The organism is Micromonospora sp. IBSANI012 (assembly GCF_052814045.1).
In genome coordinates, this window is record NZ_CP199933.1 from 4,847,534 (window position 1) to 4,873,079 (window position 25,546).

Annotated in this window: 20 protein-coding genes; 11 read left to right on the forward strand and 9 right to left on the reverse strand. The window is 75.4% G+C overall.

Features of this window, described 5'->3' with window-relative positions; all coding sequences use genetic code 11:
* The first annotated feature begins 193 nt into the window (after positions 1-193).
* Together murA and ACTWM8_RS22310 are read left to right on the forward strand one after the other, a co-directional pair.
* On the forward strand, positions 194-1,549 hold the full coding sequence (murA, locus tag ACTWM8_RS22305) for a UDP-N-acetylglucosamine 1-carboxyvinyltransferase (protein ID WP_088961029.1): 1,356 nt from the start codon (positions 194-196) through the stop codon (positions 1,547-1,549).
* A gap of 41 nt (positions 1,550-1,590) precedes the next feature.
* Positions 1,591-2,232 carry a DUF3043 domain-containing protein gene (locus tag ACTWM8_RS22310; RefSeq protein ID WP_446210730.1) on the forward strand — a complete coding sequence of 214 codons (642 nt, stop codon included), beginning with the start codon at positions 1,591-1,593 and terminating at the stop codon, positions 2,230-2,232.
* A gap of 52 nt (positions 2,233-2,284) precedes the next feature.
* On the opposite strand, the gene ACTWM8_RS22315 is transcribed toward ACTWM8_RS22310, so the two are convergent.
* Together ACTWM8_RS22315 and ACTWM8_RS22320 are read right to left on the reverse strand one after the other, a co-directional pair.
* Complete coding sequence (locus ACTWM8_RS22315; protein WP_377610348.1) at positions 2,285-2,593, reverse strand: AzlD domain-containing protein; 309 nt, start codon at positions 2,591-2,593, stop codon at positions 2,285-2,287.
* Positions 2,587-3,435, reverse strand: coding sequence for an AzlC family ABC transporter permease (locus ACTWM8_RS22320; RefSeq protein ID WP_446210731.1), 849 nt, complete (start codon positions 3,433-3,435; stop codon positions 2,587-2,589). Before ACTWM8_RS22320 ends, ACTWM8_RS22315 begins: the two co-directional genes overlap by 7 nt.
* A gap of 70 nt (positions 3,436-3,505) precedes the next feature.
* Between ACTWM8_RS22320 and ACTWM8_RS22325 the strand changes: the two genes are divergently transcribed.
* Positions 3,506-4,060, forward strand: coding sequence for a helix-turn-helix domain-containing protein (locus ACTWM8_RS22325; RefSeq protein WP_377610345.1), 555 nt, complete (start codon positions 3,506-3,508; stop codon positions 4,058-4,060).
* 212 nt (positions 4,061-4,272) lie between these two features.
* Here the strand turns inward: ACTWM8_RS22325 and ACTWM8_RS22330 are convergent, their stop codons facing one another.
* From ACTWM8_RS22330 to ACTWM8_RS22340, 3 genes are read right to left on the reverse strand one after another with little or no spacing between them, the layout of a single operon-like run.
* Positions 4,273-5,259: an ABC transporter ATP-binding protein gene (locus ACTWM8_RS22330; protein WP_446210732.1), complete on the reverse strand. Its 987-nt coding sequence runs from the start codon at positions 5,257-5,259 to the stop codon at positions 4,273-4,275.
* Entirely contained in the window at positions 5,256-6,068 is an 813-nt protein-coding gene (locus ACTWM8_RS22335) for an ABC transporter permease (protein WP_446210733.1), read from the reverse strand. The genes ACTWM8_RS22330 and ACTWM8_RS22335 overlap by 4 nt, the downstream gene beginning before the upstream one ends.
* Positions 6,061-6,912 carry an ABC transporter permease gene (locus ACTWM8_RS22340; protein ID WP_446210734.1) on the reverse strand — a complete coding sequence of 284 codons (852 nt, stop codon included), beginning with the start codon at positions 6,910-6,912 and terminating at the stop codon, positions 6,061-6,063. The genes ACTWM8_RS22335 and ACTWM8_RS22340 overlap by 8 nt, the downstream gene beginning before the upstream one ends.
* Positions 6,913-7,073: 161 nt before the next feature.
* Here ACTWM8_RS22340 and ACTWM8_RS22345 point away from each other — a divergent pair, with 161 nt between their 5' ends.
* Positions 7,074-11,792, forward strand: coding sequence for a WG repeat-containing protein (locus ACTWM8_RS22345; RefSeq protein WP_446210735.1), 4,719 nt, complete (start codon positions 7,074-7,076; stop codon positions 11,790-11,792).
* A 58-nt stretch (positions 11,793-11,850) separates the two neighbouring features.
* Positions 11,851-12,849 carry an aldo/keto reductase family protein gene (locus ACTWM8_RS22350; protein ID WP_446210736.1) on the forward strand — a complete coding sequence of 333 codons (999 nt, stop codon included), beginning with the start codon at positions 11,851-11,853 and terminating at the stop codon, positions 12,847-12,849.
* A 97-nt stretch (positions 12,850-12,946) separates the two neighbouring features.
* On the opposite strand, the gene ACTWM8_RS22355 is transcribed toward ACTWM8_RS22350, so the two are convergent.
* Positions 12,947-13,747: a site-2 protease family protein gene (locus ACTWM8_RS22355; protein ID WP_334573194.1), complete on the reverse strand. Its 801-nt coding sequence runs from the start codon at positions 13,745-13,747 to the stop codon at positions 12,947-12,949.
* Entirely contained in the window at positions 13,747-13,947 is a 201-nt protein-coding gene (locus ACTWM8_RS22360) for a hypothetical protein (RefSeq protein ID WP_088961023.1), read from the reverse strand. Before ACTWM8_RS22360 ends, ACTWM8_RS22355 begins: the two co-directional genes overlap by 1 nt.
* A gap of 145 nt (positions 13,948-14,092) precedes the next feature.
* Here ACTWM8_RS22360 and ACTWM8_RS22365 point away from each other — a divergent pair, with 145 nt between their 5' ends.
* The 4 genes from ACTWM8_RS22365 (at position 14,093) to ACTWM8_RS22380 (ending at position 20,452) form a co-directional block, all read left to right on the forward strand.
* Positions 14,093-16,369 carry a protein kinase domain-containing protein gene (locus ACTWM8_RS22365; RefSeq protein ID WP_446210737.1) on the forward strand — a complete coding sequence of 759 codons (2,277 nt, stop codon included), beginning with the start codon at positions 14,093-14,095 and terminating at the stop codon, positions 16,367-16,369.
* Between the two features lie 48 nt (positions 16,370-16,417).
* Positions 16,418-18,334 carry a bifunctional adenosylcobinamide kinase/adenosylcobinamide-phosphate guanylyltransferase gene (locus tag ACTWM8_RS22370; protein WP_446210738.1) on the forward strand — a complete coding sequence of 639 codons (1,917 nt, stop codon included), beginning with the start codon at positions 16,418-16,420 and terminating at the stop codon, positions 18,332-18,334.
* Positions 18,324-19,097 (forward strand): adenosylcobinamide-GDP ribazoletransferase, encoded by a 774-nt coding sequence (gene cobS / locus ACTWM8_RS22375; protein WP_446210739.1) that lies wholly within the window; start codon positions 18,324-18,326, stop codon positions 19,095-19,097. The genes ACTWM8_RS22370 and cobS overlap by 11 nt, the downstream gene beginning before the upstream one ends.
* A 65-nt stretch (positions 19,098-19,162) precedes the next feature.
* Entirely contained in the window at positions 19,163-20,452 is a 1,290-nt protein-coding gene (locus tag ACTWM8_RS22380; RefSeq protein WP_446210740.1) for a DUF2314 domain-containing protein, read from the forward strand.
* Between the two features lie 120 nt (positions 20,453-20,572).
* Here ACTWM8_RS22380 and gcvT read toward each other — a convergent pair whose 3' ends face one another.
* The gene (gene gcvT / locus ACTWM8_RS22385) at positions 20,573-21,703 is read right to left on the reverse strand and encodes a glycine cleavage system aminomethyltransferase GcvT (RefSeq protein ID WP_446210741.1); all 1,131 of its coding nucleotides are present in this window, start codon (positions 21,701-21,703) and stop codon (positions 20,573-20,575) included.
* A gap of 164 nt (positions 21,704-21,867) precedes the next feature.
* Between gcvT and ACTWM8_RS22390 the strand changes: the two genes are divergently transcribed.
* Positions 21,868-23,439, forward strand: a complete 1,572-nt coding sequence (locus ACTWM8_RS22390) for a leucyl aminopeptidase (protein ID WP_446210742.1) — start codon at positions 21,868-21,870, stop codon at positions 23,437-23,439.
* A gap of 178 nt (positions 23,440-23,617) precedes the next feature.
* Here the strand turns inward: ACTWM8_RS22390 and ACTWM8_RS22395 are convergent, their stop codons facing one another.
* Positions 23,618-23,947 carry a hypothetical protein gene (locus tag ACTWM8_RS22395; RefSeq protein WP_446210743.1) on the reverse strand — a complete coding sequence of 110 codons (330 nt, stop codon included), beginning with the start codon at positions 23,945-23,947 and terminating at the stop codon, positions 23,618-23,620.
* Between the two features lie 177 nt (positions 23,948-24,124).
* Here ACTWM8_RS22395 and lpdA point away from each other — a divergent pair, with 177 nt between their 5' ends.
* On the forward strand, positions 24,125-25,513 hold the full coding sequence (gene lpdA, locus ACTWM8_RS22400) for a dihydrolipoyl dehydrogenase (RefSeq protein ID WP_446210744.1): 1,389 nt from the start codon (positions 24,125-24,127) through the stop codon (positions 25,511-25,513).
* Positions 25,514-25,546 lie beyond the last annotated feature (33 nt).

Below are 25,546 nucleotides of genomic sequence, written 5' to 3' on the forward strand. Positions count from 1 at the left end.
GGAATCCCCGGTTCGTTCCGTGCCTGGCGATGTGACCGATTCCATTTTCGTCACCGAGGGCTATGCTGCCGGGGCGACGACATCGCGGACCGTTTTGCGCCGGTCCCATTCCGGGTAGCTGAACAGCCGGCAAGAGCTGGACAGCCCGACCCACCCTCGACACAGCACCACCCGACGCGCGCTGGAGGTTGCGTTGACCGACGACGTCCTGGTCGTACACGGAGGCACGCCGCTGGAAGGGCGGATCCGCGTGCGCGGCGCGAAGAACCTGGTCTCGAAGGCGATGGTCGCCGCCCTGCTGGGCGACACCCCCAGCCGGCTGTTCGACGTGCCGCGCATCCGTGACGTCGAGGTGGTCCGCGGGCTGCTCGGCCTGCACGGGGTCAAGGTCACCGACGGCGCGGAGGAGGGCGAGCTGGTCTTCGACCCGGCCAACGTCGAGAGCGCCAGCACCGACCAGATCAACGTGCACGCGGGTTCCAGCCGGATCCCGATCCTGTTCTGCGGCCCGCTGCTGCACCGGCTCGGGCACGCCTTCATCCCGGACCTGGGCGGCTGCCACATCGGGCCGCGCCCGATCGACTTCCACCTCCAGGCGCTGCGCGAGTTCGGCGCGACGGTCGAGAAGACCCCGGAGGGGCTGCACCTGTCGGCGCCGAACGGGCTGCACGGCACCAAGTTCGCGCTGCCGTACCCGAGCGTGGGCGCGACCGAGCAGGTGCTGCTCACCGCGGTGATGGCCGAGGGCGTCACCGAGCTGCGCAACGCCGCCGTCGAGCCGGAGATCATCGACCTGATCTGCATCCTGCAGAAGATGGGCGCGATCATCAAGGTCCACACCGACCGGGTGATCGAGATCCAGGGCGTCAAGCGGCTCAGCGGCTACACCCACCGGCCGATTCCCGACCGGATCGAGGCGGCGAGCTGGGCGGCGGCGGCACTGGCCACCCGCGGGCACGTCGAGGTGCTCGGCGCCCAGCAGGTCGACATGATGACCTTCCTGAACATCTTCCGCTCGGTCGGCGGCGCGTACGAGGTGACCGACGCCCGCGCGCCGAAGCTCGGCGACCCGGGCCAGGAGGGCGGCATCCGGTTCTGGCACCCGGGCGGCGAGCTCAACGCCGTGGCGCTGGAGACCGACGTGCACCCGGGCTTCATGACCGACTGGCAGCAGCCCCTGGTCGTCGCGCTGACCCAGGCCCGCGGCCTGTCGATCGTCCACGAGACGGTCTACGAGCAGCGGCTGGGCTACACCGAGGCGCTGAACACGATGGGCGCCAACATCCAGGTCTACCGCGACTGCCTGGGCGGCACCCCGTGCCGCTTCGGCCGGCGCAACTTCAAGCACTCCGCGGTGATCGCCGGGCCGAGCAAGCTGCACGCGGCCGACCTGGTCATCCCGGACCTGCGCGCCGGGTTCAGCCACCTGATCGCGGCGCTCGCCGCCGAGGGCACCTCCCGGGTGTACGGCGTGGACCTGATCAACCGCGGTTACGAGGACTTCGAGGCGAAGCTGGCCAGCCTGGGCGCGCACGTCGAGCGGCCGTAACCGAACTCACCCAGCTCCGAACGAGCGCCCGGTGCACCGTGATGTGCACCGGGCGCCGTCGTTTGGCTACCCTTCACCTCGTGCCGTCGCTGTTTCGTCGCAAGTCCGCCGACCCCGACTCCTCCGCCACCGTCGTGGTGACCGAGGAGCAGCCCTCCACGCGCGCCCGGGGCTACACCCCGAGCAAGAAGGAACTGGGCCGGGAGACCCCGAAGCGGCCGGTCGCCGGTCGTCGCCCCGCCGGGCCGACGAAGCCGCTGACCAAGGAGGAGGCGCGGGAGCAGCGCCGGCTGGCCCGCGCCGAGGCGGCGGCGGAGTTCCGCCGCGAGGGCGGCCCGCGCGACCGCGGCCCGGAGCGGCTGCTGGCCCGCAACGTGGTCGACTCCCGGCGTACCGTCGGCACCTGGTTCTTCGGTGGCGCGCTGATCGTGCTGATCGGCTCCAACCAGGCCATGCCGCCGGCGATCCGGCTGGCCTCGAACATCGTCTGGGGCGCGCTCGCCCTCGGCGTGGTGATCGACTCGATCCTGATCTCTCGCAAGATCAAGAAGCTGGTCCGGGAGCGCTTCCCGAACAGCGGCGAGCGGATGGGGTCGCTCTACCTCTACGCGATCATGCGCTCGATCACCTTCCGCCGGATGCGGGCGCCCGCGCCGCAGGTCAACATCGGCGACAAGATCTGACCCGCACGGTCCCTCCCGAGCCCCTTCCCGCCATCGTGGGGAGGGGCTCCGGTCATTGGACCCCGGCCAGGCGCAGCAGCGCCGTGGTGCCGGCCGCCGCGACCACCACCAGGACGAAGGGTGCCCGCCGCCAGGCGAGCAGCACCCCGACCAGCACGCCCGCCGGCCGGGCGTAGCCGGCGAAGCCGCCCGCCTCGGTCAGTGCGGCGGTCGCGGCCAGCGCCGCCAGCAAGGCGGCAGCGCCGACCGGCAGCAGCCGCCGGGACCACTCGGGCAGGTCCAGCCGGTCGCGCAGCAGCACCCCGGCCACCCGGAAGCCGTATGTGCCGGCGGCCAGGGCGAGGATCACCACGATCAGCACGATGTTTCCTCCGTCCGGCGGGTCGGCCCCGACGGCCCTGCTTCCCGGAGGACTGCAGCCCGGCCCCGCGTCCCCGACCCGGCGGCAACGGCCTCCCCGGGCGGGACAGCGGCGCCGATGGCGGCGGGCGGGTCCGCGGCGCCGCTCGGAGCGGCCGGGTCGGCGGAGGGTGGGCGGTGCCGGCGGAGGGCCGGCACGGCCAGGGCGGCGAGCGCGAGCAGCACCGGCAGCCCGGCCGGCAGCACCGGGGTCGCCAGCACCGCCACCCCCGCGCCGCTCAGCGCCACGCGACGGGTCACCCGGTCGCGCAGGGTCGGCAGCAGCAGGGCGATCAGCCCGGCCGGAAAGGCGGCGTCCAGCCCCAGCATGGCCGGGTCGCCGACCGCGCCGCCGGCGAGCACGCCGAGCAGGGTGCCGGCGTTCCAGGCTAGGAAGAGCAGCGTCCCGGCGAGCCAGAACGCGCGTCGGCGCGCGCCGCCGGCAGGTCGGGCCAGCGCAAACGCGGTCGCCTCGTCGGTCATCAGGTGGCTGCCGAGCAGCCGCCGCCAGCGCGGGCGGCCGAGGCTGTCGCCCAGGGTCAGGCCGAACGGCAGGTGCCGGGCGTTGAGCAGCAGCCCGGCCAGGACCGCGGCCAGCGGGCTGCCGGCGGCCACCAGCCCGACCGCCATGAACTGCGCGCCACCGGCGTAGACCAGCACCGACATCGCCACGGTCGCCCAGGCGGGCAGGCCGGCGGCCACCGCGACCGCGCCGAAGGAGGCGCCGACGGCGACCATCGCCGCGCCGATCGCGGCGACGTCGCGGAGCATCCGGGCGTCGGGTGTTCGGTCAGCCGTACACATGGTTCATTATGATGAACAGCCTCGACACGTTCGTCAAACCGAACAAAGAGAACGATGGAGCGAACAACGCGTGGACAACACTCCCCCGCTGGCCACCATCGCGGCGGCCCTGCGCCGCGAGCGCGACCGGGCCGGTCTGTCGTTGACCGAGCTGGCCCGCCGTGCTGGCATCGCCAAGTCCACCCTGTCGCAGCTCGAATCCGGGGTCGGCAATCCGAGCGTCGAGACGCTCTGGGCGCTCGGTGTCGCCCTCGGCGTACCGTTCAGCCGGCTGGTCGAGCCACCGCCGGCCAGCGTCCGGGTCATCCGGGCCGGCGAGGGTCCCCGGGTCCGCTCGGAGCACGCCGACTTCACCGCCACCCTGCTCGCCGCCGGCTCGGCACACGGCCGGCGCGACGTCTACGTGATGGAGCTGGAGCCGGGCGCCGTCCGCGTCGCCGAGCCGCACACCCCCCGCAGCGTCGAACACATCGTGGTCGCCGCCGGGCGGATGCGGGTCGGCCCGGAGTCCGACCTGGTGGAACTCGGCCCGGGCGACTACGCGACGTTCCCGGGGGACGCCCCGCACCGGTACGAGGCGCTGGCGCCCGGCACCTTCGCGGTACTGGTGATGGAGCACCCCTGAGCTGCCGGCGGAGCCGCCCTCAACCGCAGTGCTCTCCTGGCCGGCGCCTTCACTGAGGGTGATGCCCATGCCTGTGCGATGGCGATGAGCGATATGCCTGTGCGTCATATTTATGACTCACAGGCATATCGCTCATCGGGAAGTCTGCCGGCTCGGGCGACGGCCCGCCGGTTGGGCGTGGGGAGCCGTGCCGACTTCGACGGTTGGCGGGGTCAGCCGGTGACCGGGGCCGCCCGGCTCGCCGGGGACCGGTAGAGCCGGGTCACCACCTCCTCGATGTCCGGCTCGACGATCGAGATGTCGCGGAGCGTGGCCAGGCCGGCCAGCCCGGCCACCACCTCCGCCGCGCCGGCCGACTCGCAGGCGTACACCAGCCGGCGCCCGTCCGCCTCGACCCGTTCCAGCGGCGCGCCGGGCAACGTCGGCGGGGTGTCCAGCGCGGTGTCCAGCTCGGCGACGACCAGCCGGCGGGAGCCGTACCGGCTGTGCAGGGCGGCGATCGAGCCGTCGTGCACCACCCGGCCGTGGTCGATCACCACGAGCCGGCGGCAGAGCCGCTCGATGTCGGCCAGGTCGTGGGTGGTGAGCACCAGGGTGGTGTCGCCGGCCCGGCGCAGCTCGCCGAGGAAGTCGCGGACCGCCTGCTTGCTCACCACGTCCAAGCCGATGGTGGGCTCGTCCAGGAAGAGCACCCGCGGGCCGTGCAGCAGGGCGGCGGTCAGCTCGCCGCGCATCCGCTGCCCGAGGGAGAGCTGCCGCACCGGGGTGTCCAGGAACTCGTCGAGGTCCAGCAGCGCGCGGCAGCGGCGCAGCCGGGTCGCGTGGTCGCCGGCCGGCACCCGGTAGACGTGCCGGAGCAGGTCGAACGAGTCGCGCAGCGGCAGGTCCCACCAGAGCTGGGAGCGCTGGCCGAAGACCACGCCGATGCCGAGGGCCAGCCGGGTGCGCTGGGCGACCGGGCGCAGCCCGCAGACGCGTACCTGCCCGGCGGAGGGGGTGAGCACGCCGGTGAGCATCTTCAGGGTGGTGGACTTGCCCGCCCCGTTCGGGCCGATGTAGCCGAGCGTCTCGCCGCGCTCCACCCGCAGGTCCACGCCGTCGACGGCGGTGACCGTCCGCTTCTCGCGGCGCAGCCGGCCGACCTTGACCCGGACCGTGAACTCCTTGCGCAGGCCCTGCGCGTCGATCACCAGGCTCATGATCCCGTACTCCGGTAGTGGCGGACACCGACGCGCCAGGCCGCCGTCGCGCCGGCGGCGGCGACCAGCGCGATCCCGGGCGAGGCCCAGCCGGCCCAGGCCGGCAGGCCCAGCGGGTCGGCCCGGCCGAGCAGCGCCAGCGCCGGCTGGTAGCTGACGAAGGCGAATCCCAGCCCGTACGCGAAGGCCGCGCGGAACCAGCCCTCGAAGATCGTGACCGGGTACGTGGTGAAGTCCCGTCCACCGTAGGTGAGCGAGTTGGCCAGCTCCCCCGACTCCACCCAGTAGAACGAGATGGTGGCGGTGGCCACGAAGAGCGAGCCGAAGAAGACCACCCCGGCCAGCGGGGCGACGACGGCCAGCGCCACCCGGCCGGGCGTCCAGTCGATCGGTGCGGTGGTCAGCGCCACCACCAGCACGGCCAGGCCGAACAGCGCCCGGGAGAGCTTGCGCAGCGGCAGGTCCATCAGCAGCAGCTGGGGCAGCGCGCCGAGCGGTCGCAGCAGCACCGCATCGAGCAGCCCGGTGCGCACGTACCGGGGCAGCCGCTCGATGTTGCCGACCAGCAGGTCGGCGGTGGCAAAGGCGCAGGAGGAGAGGCCGACCATCACCAGCGTCTCGGCGAGGGTGAAGCCGCCCAGCTCGTGGGTCACCCCGTAGAGCACCAGGACGGTGACCACGTCGAAGACGGTGGCCCCGACGTTGCCCAGCAGGTCCACCACGAACGACGTCCGGTACGCCGTCTGCGACCGCGCCTGCGCCCGCAGCAGCGCCCGGTACGCGGTGGCCGCGCCGCCCGCCTCAGCCACCCTGCACCACCAGCCGCCGTTCGGCCCGGCGCTGCACCAGCCGGCAGGCGGCCAGGATCAGCACCGCCCAGCAGAGCTGGAGGGCGACCAGCCCGAGCTGGGTGACCGGCGGGTCCCGCTCGACCAGCACGTCCAGCGGGGTCTGCAGCAGGCTCGGGAAGGGCGTGCCGAGCCAGAGGGAGAGCTGGAGCGGCTCGGGCAGGAACCGCAGCGGGAAGTAGAGCCCGGCCAGCACCCCCGAACCGAGCGTCCAGAGGATCATCGGGCCACGGACGTCCTGCAACCAGTACGCCGTGGCGTTGACCAGGTACCGGCAGCCGAAGCAGAGCACCAGCGCGGTGACCACGGAGACGCCGAAGAGCGGCAGGGTCGACCAGCGGGTGGGCAGGTACACGTCGAAGAAGAGCGGGCCGATGAGCAGCGGCGGCAGGAAGCGGGCCAGCACGGCGTACCCGGCGCGGCCCAGGTCGGTCGCGAGGTAGCTGGTCACCGGGTGCACCGGCCGGAGCAGGTCGCCGGCGACGTCGCCGGTGCGGATCCGATCGGCCAGGTCGGTCCAGCCCCAGAGCAGAATCACCGCCAGCAGGCCCTGCGCGACCCAGACGAAGGTGGCGAGCTGGGCCTTGTCGTACCCGCCGACGCTGCCGGCGGTCCCGGCCGCCGCGAGCAGCACGTAGCAGTGCAGGAACCCGAAGACGGAGTTGGTGACGGCACCGGCCAGCGCGGCCTGACGATAGGTGGCGTATCGTCGGAAGCCGGAACAGGATATCGCCCAGAATGTCCGAAACCATAGGATAACGTTTGAGTCCGTGGGCGGTGCCACAGTGGCGGTGACCGAGCCCACGCCGTTACCCTCCATCCGCAGCCATGCCGTGCCGGGCCGGGCGACTCTACCGGCAGGTGGAGGCCCCGGCACGACAATTTCCAACGAGGTGACACCGCCGTGAGCGAGCGACGCGAGCCGGGCATCGGGCCGCGCCGCACGGGCGGCGACGAGGGCCTTCGATGACGGGCGGCTACCGCGACCGCTGGCAGGACCCGGCCGAGCCCTCCTGGGTCGTCGAGCCGACCACCGAGTGGCAGCCGCAGTTCCCCGGCCAGCGCTACCCCGGCGACATCGGCGCCCGGCACGTCCCGGCGCCGCCCCCGCGCGGGCGGGCCGCCGTGGTCGGCCGGGCCGAGGTGCCGCCGCTCGCCCCGACCCGTCCCGACGGGACGTACCTCGGGCGGTCCTGGGACGACCACGACGAGGAGCCGCCGCGCTGGGGCGGCCCCCCGGTCGCCGAACAGCAGCCCCACGCCGACGAGGCGAACCGGCGCGACGACGACCTGTACCGGCGGCCGGCCTCCGACCTGACCTGGCAGCGCGAGCGCCGCCGGCCGGAGCCGGAGGCGCCGGCCCCGCGCGCCGCCCGTACCGCCTGGGCCGACCGCCACCCCGAGGTCGCCGACCGGCCGCGCGAAGGCGCCGACCGACCGCGCGAGGCGGCGTGGCACCGCGACCGGGGCGCCCCCGACCGGTACGACGGCCGCCCGCAGCGCCCCGCCCCGGGCGTCGCCCCGGTCTCCCCCGGGCCGAGGCACGAGCCGGCCCGTGGCCTCGAGCCCGGCTGGGTGCCCGAACCCGACGAGGCGCCGCCGGCGCGCCGGCCCGGCACCGGGTACGACCGCCGTCCGGCCGACGACGGCCGCCGGCGGGACGGTCACGAGCAGTTCCCGGCCGACCGGCGGACCCGCCCCGACCAGGAGGCCCCCGGCCGGTACCGCGAGCCGGACGAGCGCCGCCCGGCGCGCCACGACGAACGCCCGCCGGCTTCGCACGGATACGACGACCGCCCGCCCGCCCGCGACCACGCCGGCCACCGACCCGGACCGAACGGGTACGCGGACCGGCCCACCCCCAGCGGGTACGCCGAGCAGCGGCCCACGCCGAACGGGTACGCCGAGCAGCGCCCGGCACCGAACGGGTACGCCGAACAGCGGCCCGCGCCGAACGGGTACGACGACGGGCGCCGCCCGCCGTCGCGCGGGTCGGACGAGCGCTGGCAGCGCGGGTACGACGAGCGCCGCCACCCCGAGGAGCGGGGACCGTCGCGCGAGGCGGCCGCCCGCGCCGAGGCGTACCCGGACCGCCGGCCGCGCGAGGCGACGCCGCCCGCCGAGGCGTACCGCGAGCAGTGGAGCCGGCCCGGCGCGGACCGCGACGGCCGGGGCGGCCCTGGCCCGGAATACGGCCGGCACCAAGAGCAGCGGCCCGCTCGCCCCTCGTGGCACGAGGAGCGGCCCGCCGCCCACGGTCCGGTACGTCCGGTCTCGCCCGCGCCGGTCTCCGGGGCGCCGTCGTCCGGCGGCCCGGCCCCGGCCACACCCGTCTCCCCCGCCCCCACCTCGGGCGCGCCGGTCTCGGGCGCTCCCCTCCGCCCGGTCACCGACCCGCGTGCCCCGCACGGCCGGGACCAGTTCCCGCCCCGCGCCGCCGGCACGCCGCCCTACGCTGGGACCATGCCCCCGGTCTCCGGTCCGCCGCGCCCCGCGCCGCCGGCCACCGGCGGCTCACCGGGCCGGACCCGCGACGACCGGCCCACCTCCACCCCGCCCGGCCCCGACCGGGACGCGCCGATCTCGTCGCCCCCGGCGGCCCGCCCGCGGCCGGACTTCCGGCCCGGCCAGGAGAGCCCGCCGCGCCCCACCGCGCCCGGCGACGCCGGCCCGACCCCCCAGCGCCCCGTCCCGGCCGACCACCGGCCGGCGTCCGCGCCTCCGGCCGACGGGCGACCGGTCTCCGGTGCCCCCGGTGCGGGATTCCGGTACCCCGCCGACGACCGGGTGCCGCCGGCGCACGGCCGGCCGTTCCCCGGCCAGCAGCCGACGCCCGGTCCGACGCCCGACCGGCGCCCGGTGTCGGGAGCGCCCGTCGGGCACCAGCCCGCGCCGGGACCGTCCGTCGGCCACCGGCCGGTCTCCGGGCCGCCCGTCGGCCCGCCCCCGCCGCCCGAGACCCGGGTCGCCCCGCAGCGACCCGCCGGCCCGGCCCCCGCGCCGTCCACCCCGGCGAGCGCCGGCCCGTCCCTGGAGATCACGCCGGACAAGCCGCGCCGCTACGTCCCTCCGGCGCCGGAGCCCACCACTCCCGTGCCCCCGGTGGCCCGCAGCGCGGAGCCGAACACCTCCGAGGCGTGGTTCCGCCCCGCCCGCCCGACGCCGGCCGACGAGGCCGACGACCGCCCGATGTCCGCCCCGTCCGGCGCGACGGGCACGTCCGCGCCGGCGGCCCGCCCGACCCCGGACGCGGACCGGCCGACCCCGGTGGATCCGCCCCGGGACGCGTCCCGGTCGGCGGCCCCGGTGTCCGCGCCGCCCGAGGCCACCCACCCGTCGGACGAGTGGTCCCCCGTGCGGTCCCCCGACGACGAGCCGTACCGGCCGGTCTCCGCGCCGCCGGCGTTCCGGCCGGTCGCCGACCAGGCCGCGTCCGAGGCCACGGCACCGGCGGCGGCGCGTCCGGTCACGCCCGTCTCCGAGCCGGCCGTCGCACCGGTCGAGCCCACGGCTCCGGCGTCGGAGCGGGACACCGACGCGGAGATTGCCGCACCGCTGCCGGCCGAGGCCGCCGCGTCCGCGCCGGAGACGTCCGCCGAGCCGGCCTCGCCCGGGGCCGGGGAGTCGGCCGTCCCGGTCTCACCCGCCCGGCCACTGTCCACGCCGCCGGCGGACGCCACTGTGGAGCCGACCCGGCCCATCTCCGCGCCACCAGCCGACGCCCTGGAGCCGCCCCGGCCCGTCTCCGCGCCACCGGCCGGGGACTGGACGGCGACCGCCGGACCCCACGCGCCCGACGGCCCCGAACCGGCCCCACCGGTCAGCGCCCCACCGACCGACACCTGGACGGCAGGGACAGCCGAACCGCACGCGCCCGACATCGCCGAACCGGCCCGCCCGGTCACCGCACCGCCGGCCGAGCCCGACCCTGCCGCATCGGACGCCGTCAGCACGTCGACCCGACCCGTCTCCGCACCGCCGGCCGGCACGCCCGAGGAGTCCGCCCGGCCGGTGCCGGAAGTCCCGTCGTCCGTGGCCGAGGCACCGTCCGGCGGGCCGGAGTCCGCGCCGCCCGGGTTCGACACCGACGAGGAGCCCGTCCGTCCGGTCTCGGGTCCGCCGTCGGCGACCGGCGCGGGTCCGACCTCGCCCGAGGCGTCGACACCGCCCGCCACCGCGTCCGAGCAGTCCGCCGGGCTCGTTCCGACGCCCCCGGTCGCCGCTGCCACCACCGAAGCGGCACCCGAGTCGGACCCGGCCGAGACGGCCACGCCGCCGGCCGACGTGACCACGCCGCCGGCTGACGAGGCGGCGCCGGCCACGGCGGACCGGCCGGCCACCACCGCCCCGGAGACCGCCACCACCGTGCCGGACGAGCCGCCGGCCGACCCGGAGCAGGTCCTGGCCGCGTACCGGTGGCGGCTGGACCCCGAAACGCTGCGCGAGGTCGTCGACGACGCCGACGAGCTGCGGACGCTGCGCCGGCGGCTGACCGAGAAGCTCGGCGCGTCCCTGGACAACCGGGCCCGGGCGCGGCTGCTCAGCCTGCGCGCGGTGGTCTCCCGGGTCGTCCACGACCTGGACGACGCGCTCGCCGACGGCCGGCTCGCCCTCACCTACGCGGAGGCGACCGGCGAGCTGCGGCGGACCGCGCTGGCCCGGGCCCGGCTGGCGGAGGTGCTGCGCTGGAAGGGCGAGTTCGCCGAGGCGGACCGGCTCTTCGCCGAGGCGAACTCGGCCGAGCTGCCGGACCGGCTGCGGGCGGCGCTGCACGAGCACGCCGGCCGCTCCTGCTACGACCAGGGCCGGCTGATGGAGGCCTGCGAGCACTTCGAGCGCGCCCTGGACCTGCGCCGGGCCGACGACCCGGAGCTGACCGAGCGGATCCGGGTCTGCCTGGACGCGGTGCACACCCGGGCTGCCGCCCGGGGCGGCTTCGGGCCGTACCCCCGCAGCCGCGAGGAGGTGCTGCGCGGGCGCAAGTCGCCGGTGCCCACGCTCGACGGCGGCCTGGGCCGGTGGGGGTACGCGGACGCCGACGGTGAGCTGGTCCTCGACTACCGGTACGCCGAGGCGCAGCCGTTCCGCGAGGGCCTGGCCTGGGTACGCCGCCCGGACGCGCCGGGCTGGGAGCTGATCGACGAGGCCGGCACCACCATGATCGGCCCCTCGTACGCGGCGGTGCGGGCCTTCTCCGACGGCCTGGCCTGGGTCTCGCGCGGCGGCGAGGCGGACTGGATGGCGATCGACTCCGAGGACACCGTGGTGGTGCCGGCGGGCTTCGAGGATGCCCGGCCGTTCACCGCCGGGGTCGCCGCGGTGCGCCGGGGCGGCTGGGGCGCGGTGGACCGCAACGGCCGGCTGGTCGTCCCGACCCGCTACCACGGCTTCCGCACCGCGCTGGCCGGCGGCCGCCGGCTCGACGGCTTCACCGACGAGGGGCTGGCCGTGGTGGAACTGGGCGGCTTCCGGGGCGTGGTGGACCGCACGGGCAGGGTGCTGGTCGCGCCGGCCCACCCGGAGCTGGTGATCCACCCGGTGGCGTTCCTGGCCAACGACCGCACCGGCCGGTGGGGCGCGCTGGACCGGCGCGGCGAGCCGCTCATCGACCCGGTGCACCCCGGCCCGGACGCGGTGCTGGCCGAGATCGACCTGCTGCTGACCGACGCGCATCCGGTGCTCTGAACCACCCCACCGCCGCGCCGTCCGGCGGCCATGATCGGAGCGGACTAGGGTCGGGGGCATGGAATTCCGACACCTGGGCCGTTCCGGCCTGATGGTCAGCGAGATCTCGTACGGCAACTGGATCACCCACGGGTCGCAGGTCGAGGAGGACGCGGCGCTGGCCTGCGTCCGCGCGGCCCTGGACACCGGCATCACCACCTTCGACACCGCCGACGTCTACGCCGGCACCCGCGCCGAGGAGGTGCTCGGCAAGGCCCTCGCGGGCGAGCGCCGGGAGGGCCTCGAGGTGTTCACCAAGGTCTACTGGCCGACCGGGCCGGGCCGCAACGACCGGGGCCTGTCCCGCAAGCACATCATGGAGTCGATCAACGGCTCGCTGCGCCGGCTGCGCACCGACTACGTGGACCTCTACCAGGCCCACCGGTACGACTACAGCACCCCGCTGGAGGAGACGATGTCGGCGTTCGCCGACATCGTGCACGCCGGCAAGGCGCACTACATCGGCGTCTCGGAGTGGAAGGCCTCGCAGATCCGCGAGGCCCACCAGCTCGCCCGCGAGCTGCGCATCCCGCTGGTGTCCAACCAGCCGCAGTACTCGATGCTCTGGCGGGTCATCGAGACCGAGGTCGTCCCCACCAGCGAGGAGCTGGGCATCGGGCAGATCGTCTGGTCGCCGATGGCCCAGGGTGTGCTCTCCGGCAAGTACCTGCCGGGCCAGCCGCCGCCCGCCGGCTCCCGCGCCACCGACGAGAAGTCCGGCGCCGGGTTCATCGCCCAGTGGCTGACCGATGAGGTGCTGACCCGGGTGCAGCGGCTCAAGCCGCTGGCCGAGCAGGCCGGGCTGACCATGCCGCAGCTCGCCATCGCCTGGGTGCTGCAGAACCCGAACGTCTCGTCGGCGATCGTCGGGGCGTCCCGCCCCGAGCAGGTGCACGACAACGTCAAGGCGGCCGGCGTGAAGCTCGACGCCGACCTGCTCAAGGCGATCGACGAGATCGTCGAGCCGGTCACCGAGCGGGACGCGGCGAAGACCGAGAGCCCGGCCCAGCGGCCGTGACTCTCCCCCGGGCCGGCGCGGCGTCCGCGCCGGCCCGGGCCCTTTCCCGGGTACGCCGACCGCGCGGCGCCCCGCCGCTGCGCGGCGGCTCCCGGGTTCAGCCCTGCCAGAAGCGGATCAGGTCCAGCCCCAGGCCGTAGAGCCAGCTCGGCAGGCCGAGCAGGTCGCCGATTGCGAAGACCGCGTCGAAGAACCAGCCGCCGATGCGCGGGTTCCACAGCAGCGCGAAGAGCAGGATGAAGCCGTACGGGGCGAACATGTCGTACATCCGCCGCCATTGCGGGTTCAGCCAGGGCTGGATCATGTTGCCGCCGTCCAGGCCGGGCACCGGGAGCAGGTTGAGCACGCTCGCGGTGAGCTGGAGGAACGCCAGCAGCGCCACCCCGGCCCAGAACTCGATCGGCCCGCCGAGGGTGCCCGTGCCGATCCGCAGCGCCGCCACCAGCAGCAGCGTGAACAGCACGTTGGTGGCCGGGCCGGCGAGGCTGACCAGGGTGTGCCGCAGCCGGCCCGGGATCGCGTGCCGGTCCACCCAGACCGCGCCGCCGGGCAGGCCGATGCCGCCGAGCAGCACCACCACCACCGGCAGCACGATCGACAACAGCGGGTGGGTGTACTTGAACGGGTTCAACGTCAGGTAGCCCCGGTGGGCGATGTCCCGGTCGCCGGCCCGGAACGCGACCACCGCGTGGGCGTACTCGTGCAGGCAGAGCGAGACCAGCCAGCCCGAGACCACGAAGAGGAACACGTCGAACTTCACGTTGCCGAACCGGTTCCAGGCCATCACCCCGCTGGCCACGAAGAGCGCGACCAGGGCCAGGAAGACCGGGCTGGGCCGGAACGCCGCCCGGGGCACGCCGAGCACCAGCGGCTCGCCGCCCGGGCGGTCGTAGCCCATCACTCCGCCGTCGGGAGCAGGCTCATCCGGTACTCCACCCGGTCGTCCTCCACGAGCGCGACCGAGGTGACGCCGGACGCCGCGAGCTCCCGCCAGGTCTGGCCGATCCACGATTCGGCGTCCGCCTGACTGCCGAACGACTCCGCCGGTCCATCGACCGACGCGCCGTTCGCGCCCTCGTACCGCCAGCTCCACGCCATGCCGCGTCTCCCCTCGCCGCTACACCGTCCCCGGGGACGGACCCCCGCAAGCGTAGTCGGCCGTCCGCGCGGCGGCCCGACGCTCACCCCCGGCGGCGCCCGGCCGGTGATCACCATGAGTGTCCCGGGCCGGTACGGTGGCGCGGTGCTGACTCAAGGAGTGGTGCTCAGCAACCGGTACCGGCTGGGCGAACGGGTGGCGACCGGCGGCATGGGAGCGGTCTGGCGGTGTGTCGACACGTTGCTGGACCGCGAGGTGGCGGTGAAGGTGCTGCTCCCGGCGCTGGTGGAGGACCCGGAGTTCACCAGCCGGTTCCACGCCGAGGCCCGGATGATGGCGGCCCTGCGGCACCCGGGCATCGTCGCGGTGCACGACTTCGGCTCGGCGACGCTGGCCGACGGCAGCCAGGTCAGCTACCTGGTGATGGAGTACGTCGACGGCGAACCGCTGGTCACCTGGATCCGGCGCGCCGGCCGGCTCGACCCGACGTCGACCATGTCGGTGGTGGCGCAGGCCGCCGCCGCGCTGCACGCCGCGCACACCGCCGGCATCGTGCACCGGGACGTCAAACCGGGCAATCTGCTGGTGAAGCGGGACGGGACGGTGGTGCTGGTCGACTTCGGCATCGCCCGCTCCAGCACGATGGCCTCGCTGACCGCCGCGCACATGGTGCTCGGCACGGCCTCGTACATGTCGCCGGAGCAGGCGGTCGGCCAGCCGGTCTCGGCGGCCACCGACGTCTACGCGCTCGGCGCGGTCGCCTACTACTGCCTGACCGGGCAGCCGCCGTTCGTCGGGGAGAACCCGTTGCAGGTGGCGCTGCGGCACGCCCAGGAGGAGCCGGCGCCGCTGCCGCCGGGCACCCCGCCGGCGGTGGCCGAGGTGGTCGCGCGTGCCCTGGCCAAGAGCCCCGGTGACCGCTGGCCCAGCGCCGCCGCCCTGGCCGACGCGGCCCTGGACGCCCGGGACGCCACGTTGGCCGTGCTGCGGGTGCCGCCGCGTCCGCCGTGGGCGCTGGAGGGTCCGGCTCTGCCGACGCCGACCGGGCCGTCGACGCCGTCCGGCCCATTGACGCCGTCCGGCCCATTGACGCCGTCCGGCCCGTTGACGCCGTCCGGCCCGGCAGTGGCGGGCGACCCGTCGGGGGCGGCGTCCACCGGGCCGCGGGACACCGGCGTGGGGACCGGCTCGGGAGCCCTTCCAGCCGGACCGCCGACGCCACCCGGCGCGGGGACCGGGGCGCTTTCCGCCGCGTCCATCACCCCGTCCGCGCCGTCACCTGGCCCCGACCGGCGTCCCGGCATGGGCGCTGCTCCCCTCCCGCCCGCCGGCCCCGACAGGCGTCCCGGCATGGGCGCTGCTCCCCTCCCGCCCGCCGGGCCTGGAACCGGCCCGGCACAGGTTGCCGGCCCAGGGCACGCTGCCGGCCCCGGACCCGGGCCCGCCCACGGTGGCGCGGCGCCGGCCGGCCGCCCGGGGCACCTGGGTGGTGACGGGACCGGCACCGGCCCCGGAACCGTGGCGCCGCCGTGGCAGCAGAGCGGCCCACCCGCCACACCGCCGGGCGGCGCACCCGCTGCGACCGGGCACCCGGCTGGCGCACCGTTCCCGGCGGCCGGGCAGCCGTATCCGGGCGGGCCGTACCCGGCCGTGGTGGGCGGCCAGCAGACGACTCCGCCCGCCGGCTACCCCAGCCGGTACGTCGTACCGGAGACCACCCCGACCCGGGAGGACCGGGCCGGCGGCGCGGGCCGACGGCGCCGGCTCGCCCTGGCCGGCGCGGCGGGCGGGGTGGTGGCCGTGCTGGCCGCCGTGGCCGCGGTGGTGGCGCTCCAGCCGGACGAGCCCGCCCGGGGCGGCCCGGCGCAGACCGCCGAGACAGAGGCGGCGGCACCGGTGCTGCCAGGGCCGACCGTCAGCACCCGGGGCGGGAAGCCGAGGCCCAGCGCGAGCGCCACCGGCTCCCGGTCGGCCTCGGCGACGCCGACCGCCGGTTCGACCGGCACGACGGGCCCGGGACCGAGCGCCTCCCCCACCGCCTCCGCCCCGCAGCCGGGGACGACCACCACCCCGCCGGCGAGGACCAACCCGTACACGCCGGCCCAGGTCTGCGGCAGCGGCTACCAGGTGATGGACTCCGCCTCGTTGACCGCGAACGGGGTCCGGCGGGGAAAGGTCTACCTGCTGTGGAACGAGGCGGCCAAGGCCAACTGCGTGGTCACCATGAAGGTGACCGCGGTCGGCGAGCGCACCACGGCGTCGGCGTTCCTGGAGGTACAGGGGAAGACCCGCGTCACCGACAGCGGCGCCTTCGAGTACTACGCCGGCCCGGTCCGTGCCGGAGCCGGCGGGGCCTGCGTGAAGTGGGGCGGGGCTACCGGCGGCGCCAGCTACGCCAGCGGATTCGAGCACTGCGGCTGAGCCCGGGCCGGCCGGCGACCGCGGCCCGGGCGGCTTTAAGGTACGGGCATGTCCGTTGACGGCTGGAACACGGTCCTGGTGCTCGGCGGTATCCGCTCGGGCAAGTCGGAGTTCGCCGAGTCCCTGGTGGGTGACGCCCCGACGGTGCGCTACGTGGCGACCTCCGCCGACGCGGACCCGGACGACACCGAGTGGGCCGCCCGGCTGGCGGCGCACCGGGAACGCCGCCCGGGCAGCTGGACCACCGAGGAGACCGCCGACGACCCGCGCCGGCTGGCCGACGTGATCGCCTCCGCCGGGCCGAACGAGACGCTGCTGGTGGACGACCTGGGCGGCTGGGTGACGGTGCTGCTCGACCCGGCGCACCAGCCCGCCGACGACGTGGCCACCATCGCCGAACTGGCCGCGGCGGTCCGCGCCAGCGAGGCGCGGATCGTGCTGGTCAGCCCCGAGGTGGGGCTGTCGCTGGTGCCGACCACCCCGCTCGGTCGGGCCTTCACCGACGCGCTCGGCGCGGCGAACCGGGCCGTCGCCGACGCCTGCGACGCCGTGGTGCTGGTAGTCGCCGGTCAGCCGGCCTGGCTCAAGCCCGCCGTCGCCCCGCGCGCGGCCGGGGTGCCCGCCCAGGCCGGCCCGGCCCGGCAGGACGTGACCGCCGCCGCCGCGCCGGCCGAGGCGCCGCTGCCGGACGTGCTGACCCCGACCGCTCCCGCCGCACCCGCCGCCCCGGCGGAGACCAACGGGACCGCCTGGGCGGCGCCGACCATGGCGCTGCCGATGGTCGCCACCGGCCTGGTCATCCAGCCCGGCATGGAGCTGCCCATGCCGGACGAGTACGCCGGCCCGCAGGCCGTCGACCGGCTCGCCACCCTGGACGTGGCGGGGGCGGGGTTCGGCACGCTGGAACGGATCGTCGGCTTCGCCGCCGCCACCCAGGGCACCGCGACCCCCGCCCCATGGGCGAGCGTCCGGGTGCTGCTGCTGCACGGGGACCACCAGGGCGGCGCCGCCGCCGGCACGGTTCCCGGCGAGTCGTCGCGCCGGGCCCGGCAGGCGCGGGCCGGCCGGGGCGCGCTGGCCCGGCTGGCCGCCGAGAACGGCGCCAGCCTCCAGGTGGTGGACACCCCGTCCTCGGCGCCGATGGAGCAGGAGCCGGCGCTGGCCGGCGCCGCCGTCGAGTCGGCGCTGCGCTACGGCTGGCGGCTGGCCGAGGAGGCCGCCGACGCGGGCGTACAGCTGCTGGTGCTGGGGGCGTGCGGCGCCGGCACGGAGGCGGCGGCCGCCGCGGTGCTGGCGGCGACCGCCGGCGCGGAGGCCCCGGCGGTGCTCGGCCGGGTGATCACCGCCAGCGGCGAGATCGACGACGCGGCGTGGATGACCCGCTGCGCGGCGGTCCGGGACGCGCTGCACCGGACCCGCCGCTCCCCGCGCGACGCCAAGGACGTGCTGGCCGAGCTGGGCGGCGGCGACATCGCGGTGGCCACCGGCGTGCTGCTCGGCGCGACCGCCCGCCGGCTGCCGGTGATGCTCGACGGCCCGGTCGGCGTGGCCGCGGGCATGATCAGCCGCGATCTGGCCGGGCAGGCCCGGCACTGGTGCGTGCTGGCCGACCACGGCGGCCACCCGGCGGTCCGGCTCGCCGCCGACGTGCTCGGCCTGGCCCCGCTGCTGGACCTGCGGCTGGACCTGGGCGAGGGGGCGAACGCGCTGACCGCGCTGCCGCTGCTGCGCTCGGTGCTGGCGCTGGCCGCCGCGCTGCCGGCGCACCCCCGGCTCGGCGGCGGGGACCCCGACTCCGAGGAGCCGGACTTCGCCGAGCCGAACCCGGCAGGCCCCGGCCCGACCACCGTGGAGCCGGGCGGCACCGAACCGGACGTCTCCGAGCCCGACTTCACCGAGCCGGAGCCGGCCGGCCCGGGGCCGACGACCACGGAGCCGGACCCGTCCGGCTGGCGTGCCGGCTGAGTCGCGGGTCGCCGACGGCCTGCGGCTGGCGCTGACCACCTTCACCACGCTGCCGGTGCGCGCCGGCCGGATCGACCGTCCGACGGCGGGCGCCGCGATGGCGCTCGCCCCGCTGGTCGGGGCGCTGCTCGGCGCGGTGCTCGCCGGGGTGCTGCTGCTCCTGGCCGCGTTCGCTCCCCCGCTCATCGCCGCCGGGGTGACGGTGGGCTGCGCCGCCCTGCTCACCCGGGGGCTGCACCTGGACGGGCTGGCCGACACCGTGGACGCGCTGGGGTCGTACCGGCGGGGGGCGGCGGCGCTGGAGATCATGAAGAAGCCGGACGTGGGGCCGTTCGGGGTGGTCGCGTTGGTGGTCGTACTCCTGCTCCAGACGGCGGCCCTCGCGGAGCTGGCGGGGCGGTCGTGGCCGGCGGTGCTCGCGGGCGTGGTGGCCGCGACGGCGGCGGGGCGGCTCGCGGTGACGGTGGCCTGCCGACGCGGGGTGCCGGCGGCCCGGCCGGAAGGGTTGGGCGCGCTGGTCGCCGGGACGGTGGGGCCGGTGGCGCCGGCGGTCGGCGCGGTCGCCGTCGCGCTGGCGGCGGTTGCGGCGGTGCCGGGCCGCCCGTGGCAGGGGCCGCTCGCCGTCGTGGCGGCGCTCGCCGTCGCGGTGGGGCTGCTGCGCCACGTGGTACGCCGGCTCGGCGGCGTCACCGGCGACGTGCTCGGCGCCGCCGTCGAGGTGGTCACCACGCTGGTCTACCTGGGACTGGTGCTGTCCGGCTGAACGCGGCACCGGGCGGCGGGTAGCGTTTGCCCCGACAGCACCGGCACGGCCTTCCGGGGGACGACTTGCTCATCACGGACGACTTCCTCCCCATCCCGGTGCCGGAGTCGCTGAGCGCGACGTACCTGGTGCCGATGGCGGGGCTGCCCCGGGTGAGCCCGAAGACGGCGGTACGGGCGCTGGAGGGCCGGCTGGCCGAGCCGGTGCACGGGCTGGCGACGCAGATGCTGGACAGCCCGCTGATGACGGTGGACACCCGGTCGATCGACGAGTTCCCGCAGCTGCCACCGGACCTGCTCGCCGCGTTCGGCGCCACCGAGGCGCAGCTCGGTCGGCTGGCCGCGGCCAGCCACCTGGTGGTGGTGCAGGCCGAGTACCGGCCGGGCTGGCCGCCGGCGCACGAGTGGGCGGCCCGCGCGGTGGCCGCCGCGGTCGCCGAGTCCGTCGACGGCGACGTGGTGGACGTGTTCGGGTTGCAGTTCCTCGACCCGGCGGCCGCACTGCGCTCGCTGCCGGACGCCGAGGGCCGGGTACGCCTGGTCGACTGGGTGCTGGTGCCCTACTCCTCCGACGCGGAGGGGCTCTGGTTCACCACCAAGGGGCTGCGCCGGTTCGGCCTGCTGGAGTTGCAGACCCAGGGCGTGCCGGACCACCTCACCCGGGCCTGGGGCGCGGTGATGACCGGGGCCGCCCGGCGGTTGCTGCGGGACTGGACCGACGGGCTGGCCGGCGAGGAGGTGCCGGCGTTCGTGCAGCTGCCCGTACTGGCCACGGTGACCGGGCACGACATCGCGGTGGCGTACGGCAACCCGGAGCAGCACGGCGCGACGGCCCCGGTGCTGCTGCGGCTGGAGCTGGACCCGGCCACCGACCCGGAGGCCGACTCGTTCCTCAGCCTGCGCCCGCCGCCGGGGCACCCGGGCCCGCCCGGGAAGTACTTCGCCGCGGCCTGCGCGACGCTCTTCTCCGGCATCCAGCCCGACGTCCGCTACGCCCGGCCCGGCGACGCGATGAGCAAGGCGATCGCCACCGCCCGGGCCGGGCTGGACGACATCCGGGCCCGGTTCCTCGCCGGCACGCTGCCGCCCGAGTCGCAGCTCGTGGTCAAGTACGGCCTGCCCGGCGACGAGGGCCCCGAGTTCGTCTGGGCCGGGGTGACCTCGTGGGAGGTGCCGGAGCGGCTCGTCGGCGCCAGCGCCAGCGACGCCAACACCGACCCCACCGTCCGGATCGGCTCCCCCGTCGTGGTCGAGGCCACCGACGTCGTCGACTGGGCCCTCCTCGACGGCACCGGCGTCATCGAGGGCGGCTGGACCCAGGCCGTCCTCGACGCCGGCGAACCCCCCACCGCCTGACCCGCCTGCCCCTGCCCTGCCCCTGCCCCTGCCCCTGCCCTCGTTGATCAAGAAGTTTGCGTCAGATCCGGTGCTCGGGCCGACGCAAACTTCTTGATCAACAAGCTGGCGTCAGAGGGGTTACTTGACCGAGGGGGTCACGAAGGGGGGTCGGGTGACGCGCATCTGGGCGCGGCGGCCGCGGATGTCGACCTCGACGAGGTCGCCGTCGGCGAGCTTGGCCTCCGTGTCGAGCAGGGCCAGGGCGATGCCCTGCTTCTTGGTGGGCGAGAACGTGCCGCTGGTGATCGTGCCGAGCTCGGTGTCGCCGGCGTACACGGTCATGCCGGGGCGCGGGATGGCCCGGTCGACGGCCTCCAGGCCGCGCAGCGTACGCCGCGGGCCGGCGGCCTTCTCGGCGAGCAGCGCGTCGCGGCCCCAGAACGCCGGCTTGTCCCAGCCGACCGCCCAGCCGGAGCGGGCCTGCACCGGCGTGATCTCCAGCGACAGGTCCTGCCCGTGCAGCGGGTAGCCCATCTCGGTGCGCAGCGTGTCTCGGGCGGCCAGCCCGCAGGCCCGCAGCTCGTACTCCGCACCGGCGGCGAACAGCGCGTCCCAGACCGCGACGGCGTGCTCGGCCGGCACCACCAGCTCGTAGCCCAGCTCCCCGGTGTAGCCGGTGCGGCAGACCGTCAGCTCCACACCGGCCAGGGCGGCGGCGGAGAAGCTCATGTAGCCGTGCTCCACCGGCAGGCCCAGCCCGCCGAGCAGCTCCGCCGAGCGCGGGCCCTGCACGGCCAGCACCGCGTACGCCTCGTGCTCGTCGGTGACGGTGATCCCGGCCGGCGCGGCGGCGCGCAGCCGGCGTACCACCTCGGCGGTGTTCGCCGCGTTCGGGATGAGGAAGACGTGGTCGTCGGCGTGCAGGTAGGCGATGATGTCGTCCACCACGCCGCCGGTCGCGTCGTCGCAGCAGAGCGTGTACTGCGCCCGGCCCGGGCCGATGCGGCCCAGGTCGTTGCTGAGGCAGGCGTTGACGAAGTCCGCCGCACCCGGCCCGGTGACCCGCGCCTTGCCCAGGTGGGAGACGTCGAAGACGCCCACGGCGGTCCGCACCGCCGTGTGTTCCTTCAGCACGCCGCCTCCGGCGTACTCCAGCGGCATCTCCCAACCCCCGAAGGGGGCGAACTTGGCGCCGAGAGCGGTGTGCCGCTCGTGCAGCGGGGAACGGCGCAGCCGGGTCACGGCGGCGTCGGAGGTCACGTCCGTCATGGGTGGCAACTTACCGGGGTACCCGCCGCTGGTTAGCATCGGCGGGACCCGCCGCGACAGCCATCGGCGGGACAGCCAAGCTTCCGGCAGGTAGGTTGCCGCCGGAGACCTTCATCGCCGGTACGCGACGACGCGACCGGCCCGGCCCGCCCGGAGTAGCTTCAGTGACATCGCCCAGCACCACCCTGAGCCTGGTCGACACCGACCCCGCCGAGCTTGCCGTCGACGCGATCGTGATCGGCGTGCACAGCCAGACCGGAGAGCAGGACGCCACCAGCGGCCTCGCCGGCACCCTGCTGCTCGCCAGTGGCGCGGAGAGCATCGCCGCCGCCTTCGACGGCAAGCTGACCGAGACGCTGGCGCTGCTCGGCGCGACCGGCGCTCCGGGCGAGGTGACCAAGCTGGCCACGCTGGGCACGGTCACCGCGCCGATCGTCGCCGCGGTCGGGCTCGGCCCCGAGCCGACCGGCGCCGCCCCCGCTCCGGAGACGCTGCGCCGGGCCGCCGGCGCCGTCGTCCGGGCGCTCGCCGGCGCGCCCCGGGTGGCGCTCAGCATGCCGCTGCCCGACGACGCCGACGCCCCGGCCGCGCTGCGCGCGGTCGCCGAGGGCGCGCTGCTCGGCGGCTACCGGTTCGCCGGCTACAAGACCAAGCCGCAGCCGACCCGACGCACGCCGGTGGCCGAGGTGCTGATCTCCGTGCCGGACGCCGGTGACGCGACCGCCCGGGGCGAGATCGACCGGGCCACCGCGGTGGCCGGTGCGGTGCGTACCAGCCGGGACTGGGTGAACACCGCGCCGAACGAGCTGCGTCCGCCGGCCTTCGCCGAGGCCGTCGCGGCGGCCGCCCGCGCGGCCGGGCTCGGCGTCGAGGTGCTGGACGAGGAGGCGCTGCGCGCCGGCGGGTACGGCGGCATCGTCGCCGTCGGGCAGGGCTCGGAGGCCCCGCCGCGCCTGGTCAAGCTCACGTACACCCCGTCGGGTGGCGGCAGCGGCAAGCGGGTGGCACTGGTCGGCAAGGGCATCACCTTCGACACCGGCGGCATCTCGATCAAGCCGGCGCAGGGCATGTGGGAGATGAAGTCGGACATGGCCGGGGCGGCCGCCGTCGGCGCCGCGATGCTGGCGATCGCCGCGGTGAAGCCGTCGGTGGCGGTGACCGCGTACCTGCCGATGGCGGAGAACATGCCGTCGGGCACCAGCTACCGGCCGGGTGACGTGATCACCATGTTCAACGGCAAGAAGGTCGAGGTGCTCAACACCGACGCCGAGGGCCGCATGATCCTGGGCGACGCGATGGCGCGGGCCTGCGCGGACGGCACCGACTACCTCTTCGAGACGTCCACCCTCACCGGTGGGCAGGTCATCGCGCTGGGCAAGAAGATCGCCGGCGTGATGGGCACCCCGGAGCTGTGCGAGCGGGTCAAGACCGTCGGCGAGTCCGTCGGCGAGCCGGCCTGGCCGATGCCGCTGCCGGACGACGTGCGCAAGGGCATGGACTCCGACGTCGCGGACATCTCCCAGGTCAACGCCGGCATGGACCGGGCCGGGCACATGCTCCAGGGTGGCGTGTTCCTGCGCGAGTTCGTCACCGAGGACGTGGCCTGGGCGCACATCGACATCGCCGGCCCGGGCTACCACTCGGGCGAGGCGACCGGCTACTGGACGAAGGGCGGCACCGGCGTCCCGGTCCGCACCCTGGTGCAGCTGGTCGAGGACGTCGCCGCCAACGGCTGACGCCCACCCGCAACCCACGATCGGGGCGCCTCCCACCCGGGAGGCGCCCCGCCCCCATCCCGCCAAGATCCGCGCACTTTCCGAGAAAGCGTGGCTATCCGGCGCGGAATAGCCACGCTTTCCGGGAAAGTGCGCCCACGGCGTTGGCGGTGGGCGCGACCTCCTGGGGCGGGTGGGGTCAGAAGAGTTCGGGGCGGCGTTTGCGGCGCTCGTTGTAGTCGCGCATCCGCTGCGGGTAGCCCATCAGGCGGACGTCGTAGATGGGGATGGCCAGCCGGTGGGCGAAGCGGCGCGCTCCCTCGGGGCTGTCGACGCGACGGCGGGTCCACTCCCCGTCGTCGGCGATCAGGATGACCGTGGTCTCGGTGACCGTGGTCCGCGGCTCGATGTACGCCTCGACGCCCCGCCGGGTCCGGACGAAGTTCTCAAGATGGTCCAGATCGGCCCGGTCGGCGGGGCGGCCACGACTGACCGCGCCCGTCTGCTTTCGTCGCCGGAAGAGCCCCACCGACTGTCTCCTCCCCCGTCCGTCATCGAAGACGGTGCCAAGAGTACGTGTCGATGACGTGTCGTTGGGCACCTCGGTACGCGCTCCGCATCCCCTAGTGACAAGATGACCGAGGTGGGGTGTGTCCTGTTACCCCACCGTGACCCCCGATGCAGCGACGCGACCTGGGAGTTGGACGTGAGCGAGCCGAACGAGACCTTCGACATCGTCATTCTCGGAGGTGGCAGCGGCGGCTACGCGGCGGCGCTGCGTGCCGCCCAGTTGGATCTCTCGGTCGCGTTGATCGAGAAGGGGAAGCTCGGCGGCACCTGCCTGCACAACGGCTGCATCCCCACCAAGGCGCTGCTGCACGCGGCCGAGATCGCCGACCAGACCCGAGAGTCGGAGCAGTTCGGCGTGAAGGCCGAGCTGGTCGGCATCGACATGGCGGGGGTCAACTCGTACAAGGACGGCGTGATCTCCCGCCTCTACAAGGGCCTGCAGGGCCTGGTGGGCAGCGCCAAGAACATCACCTTCGTGGCCGGCGCCGGCAAGCTGGTCGGCAAGAACGTCGTCGAGGTCGACGGCAAGCGCTACACCGGCCGCAACGTCATCCTGGCCTCCGGCTCGTACGCCAAGAGCCTGCCCGGCCTGGAGATCGACGGCGAGCGGATCATCACCAGCGACCACGCGCTGACCCTGGACCGGGTCCCGGCGTCGGTGATCGTGCTCGGCGGCGGCGTGATCGGCGTCGAGTTCGCCAGCGTGTGGAAGTCCTTCGGCGTGGACGTCACGATCGTCGAGGCGCTGCCCCGCCTGGTCGCCGCCGAGGACGAGGAGTCGTCCAAGGCGCTGGAGCGGGCCTTCCGCAAGCGGAAGATCAACTTCAAGGTCGGCAAGCCGTTCGAGAAGGTCGAGAAGACCGACAACGGCGTCAAGCTGACCATCGCCGGCGGCGAGACCGTCGAGGCCGAGCTGCTGCTGGTCGCCGTCGGGCGCGGCCCGAACACCGCCAACCTCGGGTACGAGGAGCAGGGCGTGAAGATGGACCGCGGCTACGTGCTGACCGACGAGCGGCTGCGCACCAGCGTGCCGAACGTCTACGCGGTCGGCGACATCGTGCCCGGCCTCCAGCTCGCCCACCGCGGCTTCCAGCAGGGCATCTTCGTCGCCGAGGAGATCGCCGGCCAGAACCCGGCCGTGATCGACGAGGCTGGCATCCCGCGGGTCACCTATTCCGACCCGGAGCTGGCGTCGGTGGGTCTGACCGAGGCCCGGGCCAAGGAGCAGTACGGCGCGGACAAGGTCAAGACCTACAACTACAACCTGGGTGGCAACGGCAAGAGCCAGATCCTCAAGACGGCCGGCTTCGTGAAGCTGGTCCGGGTGGAGGACGGCCCGGTGGTCGGCGTGCACATGGTCGGCGCCCGGGTCGGTGAGCTCGTCGGCGAGGCGCAGCTCATCTACAACTGGGAGGCGTACCCGGCCGAGGTGGCGCAGCTCGTGCACGCCCACCCGACGCAGACCGAGGCCCTGGGCGAGGCGCACCTGGCCCTCGCCGGCAAGCCGCTGCACGCGCACGCCTGATCGAGAACTGATTCCGCGGCGTCCGGCGGCAGA

Excerpts from the sequence above, each read along its gene's own strand:
- ACTWM8_RS22370 (WP_446210738.1), top strand. The coding sequence starts at position 16,418 with ATGTCCGTTGACGGCTGGAACACGGTCCTGGTGCTCGGCGGTATCCGC.
- ACTWM8_RS22310 (WP_446210730.1), top strand. The coding sequence starts at position 1,591 with ATGTGCACCGGGCGCCGTCGTTTGGCTACCCTTCACCTCGTGCCGTCG.
- ACTWM8_RS22320 (WP_446210731.1), bottom strand. The coding sequence starts at position 3,435 with ATGTGTACGGCTGACCGAACACCCGACGCCCGGATGCTCCGCGACGTC.
- gcvT (WP_446210741.1), bottom strand. The coding sequence starts at position 21,703 with ATGACGGACGTGACCTCCGACGCCGCCGTGACCCGGCTGCGCCGTTCC.
- ACTWM8_RS22330 (WP_446210732.1), bottom strand. The coding sequence starts at position 5,259 with ATGAGCCTGGTGATCGACGCGCAGGGCCTGCGCAAGGAGTTCACGGTC.
- ACTWM8_RS22350 (WP_446210736.1), top strand. The coding sequence starts at position 11,851 with ATGGAATTCCGACACCTGGGCCGTTCCGGCCTGATGGTCAGCGAGATC.
- ACTWM8_RS22345 (WP_446210735.1), top strand. The coding sequence starts at position 7,074 with ATGACGGGCGGCTACCGCGACCGCTGGCAGGACCCGGCCGAGCCCTCC.
- ACTWM8_RS22355 (WP_334573194.1), bottom strand. The coding sequence starts at position 13,747 with ATGGGCTACGACCGCCCGGGCGGCGAGCCGCTGGTGCTCGGCGTGCCC.
- ACTWM8_RS22360 (WP_088961023.1), bottom strand. The coding sequence starts at position 13,947 with ATGGCGTGGAGCTGGCGGTACGAGGGCGCGAACGGCGCGTCGGTCGAT.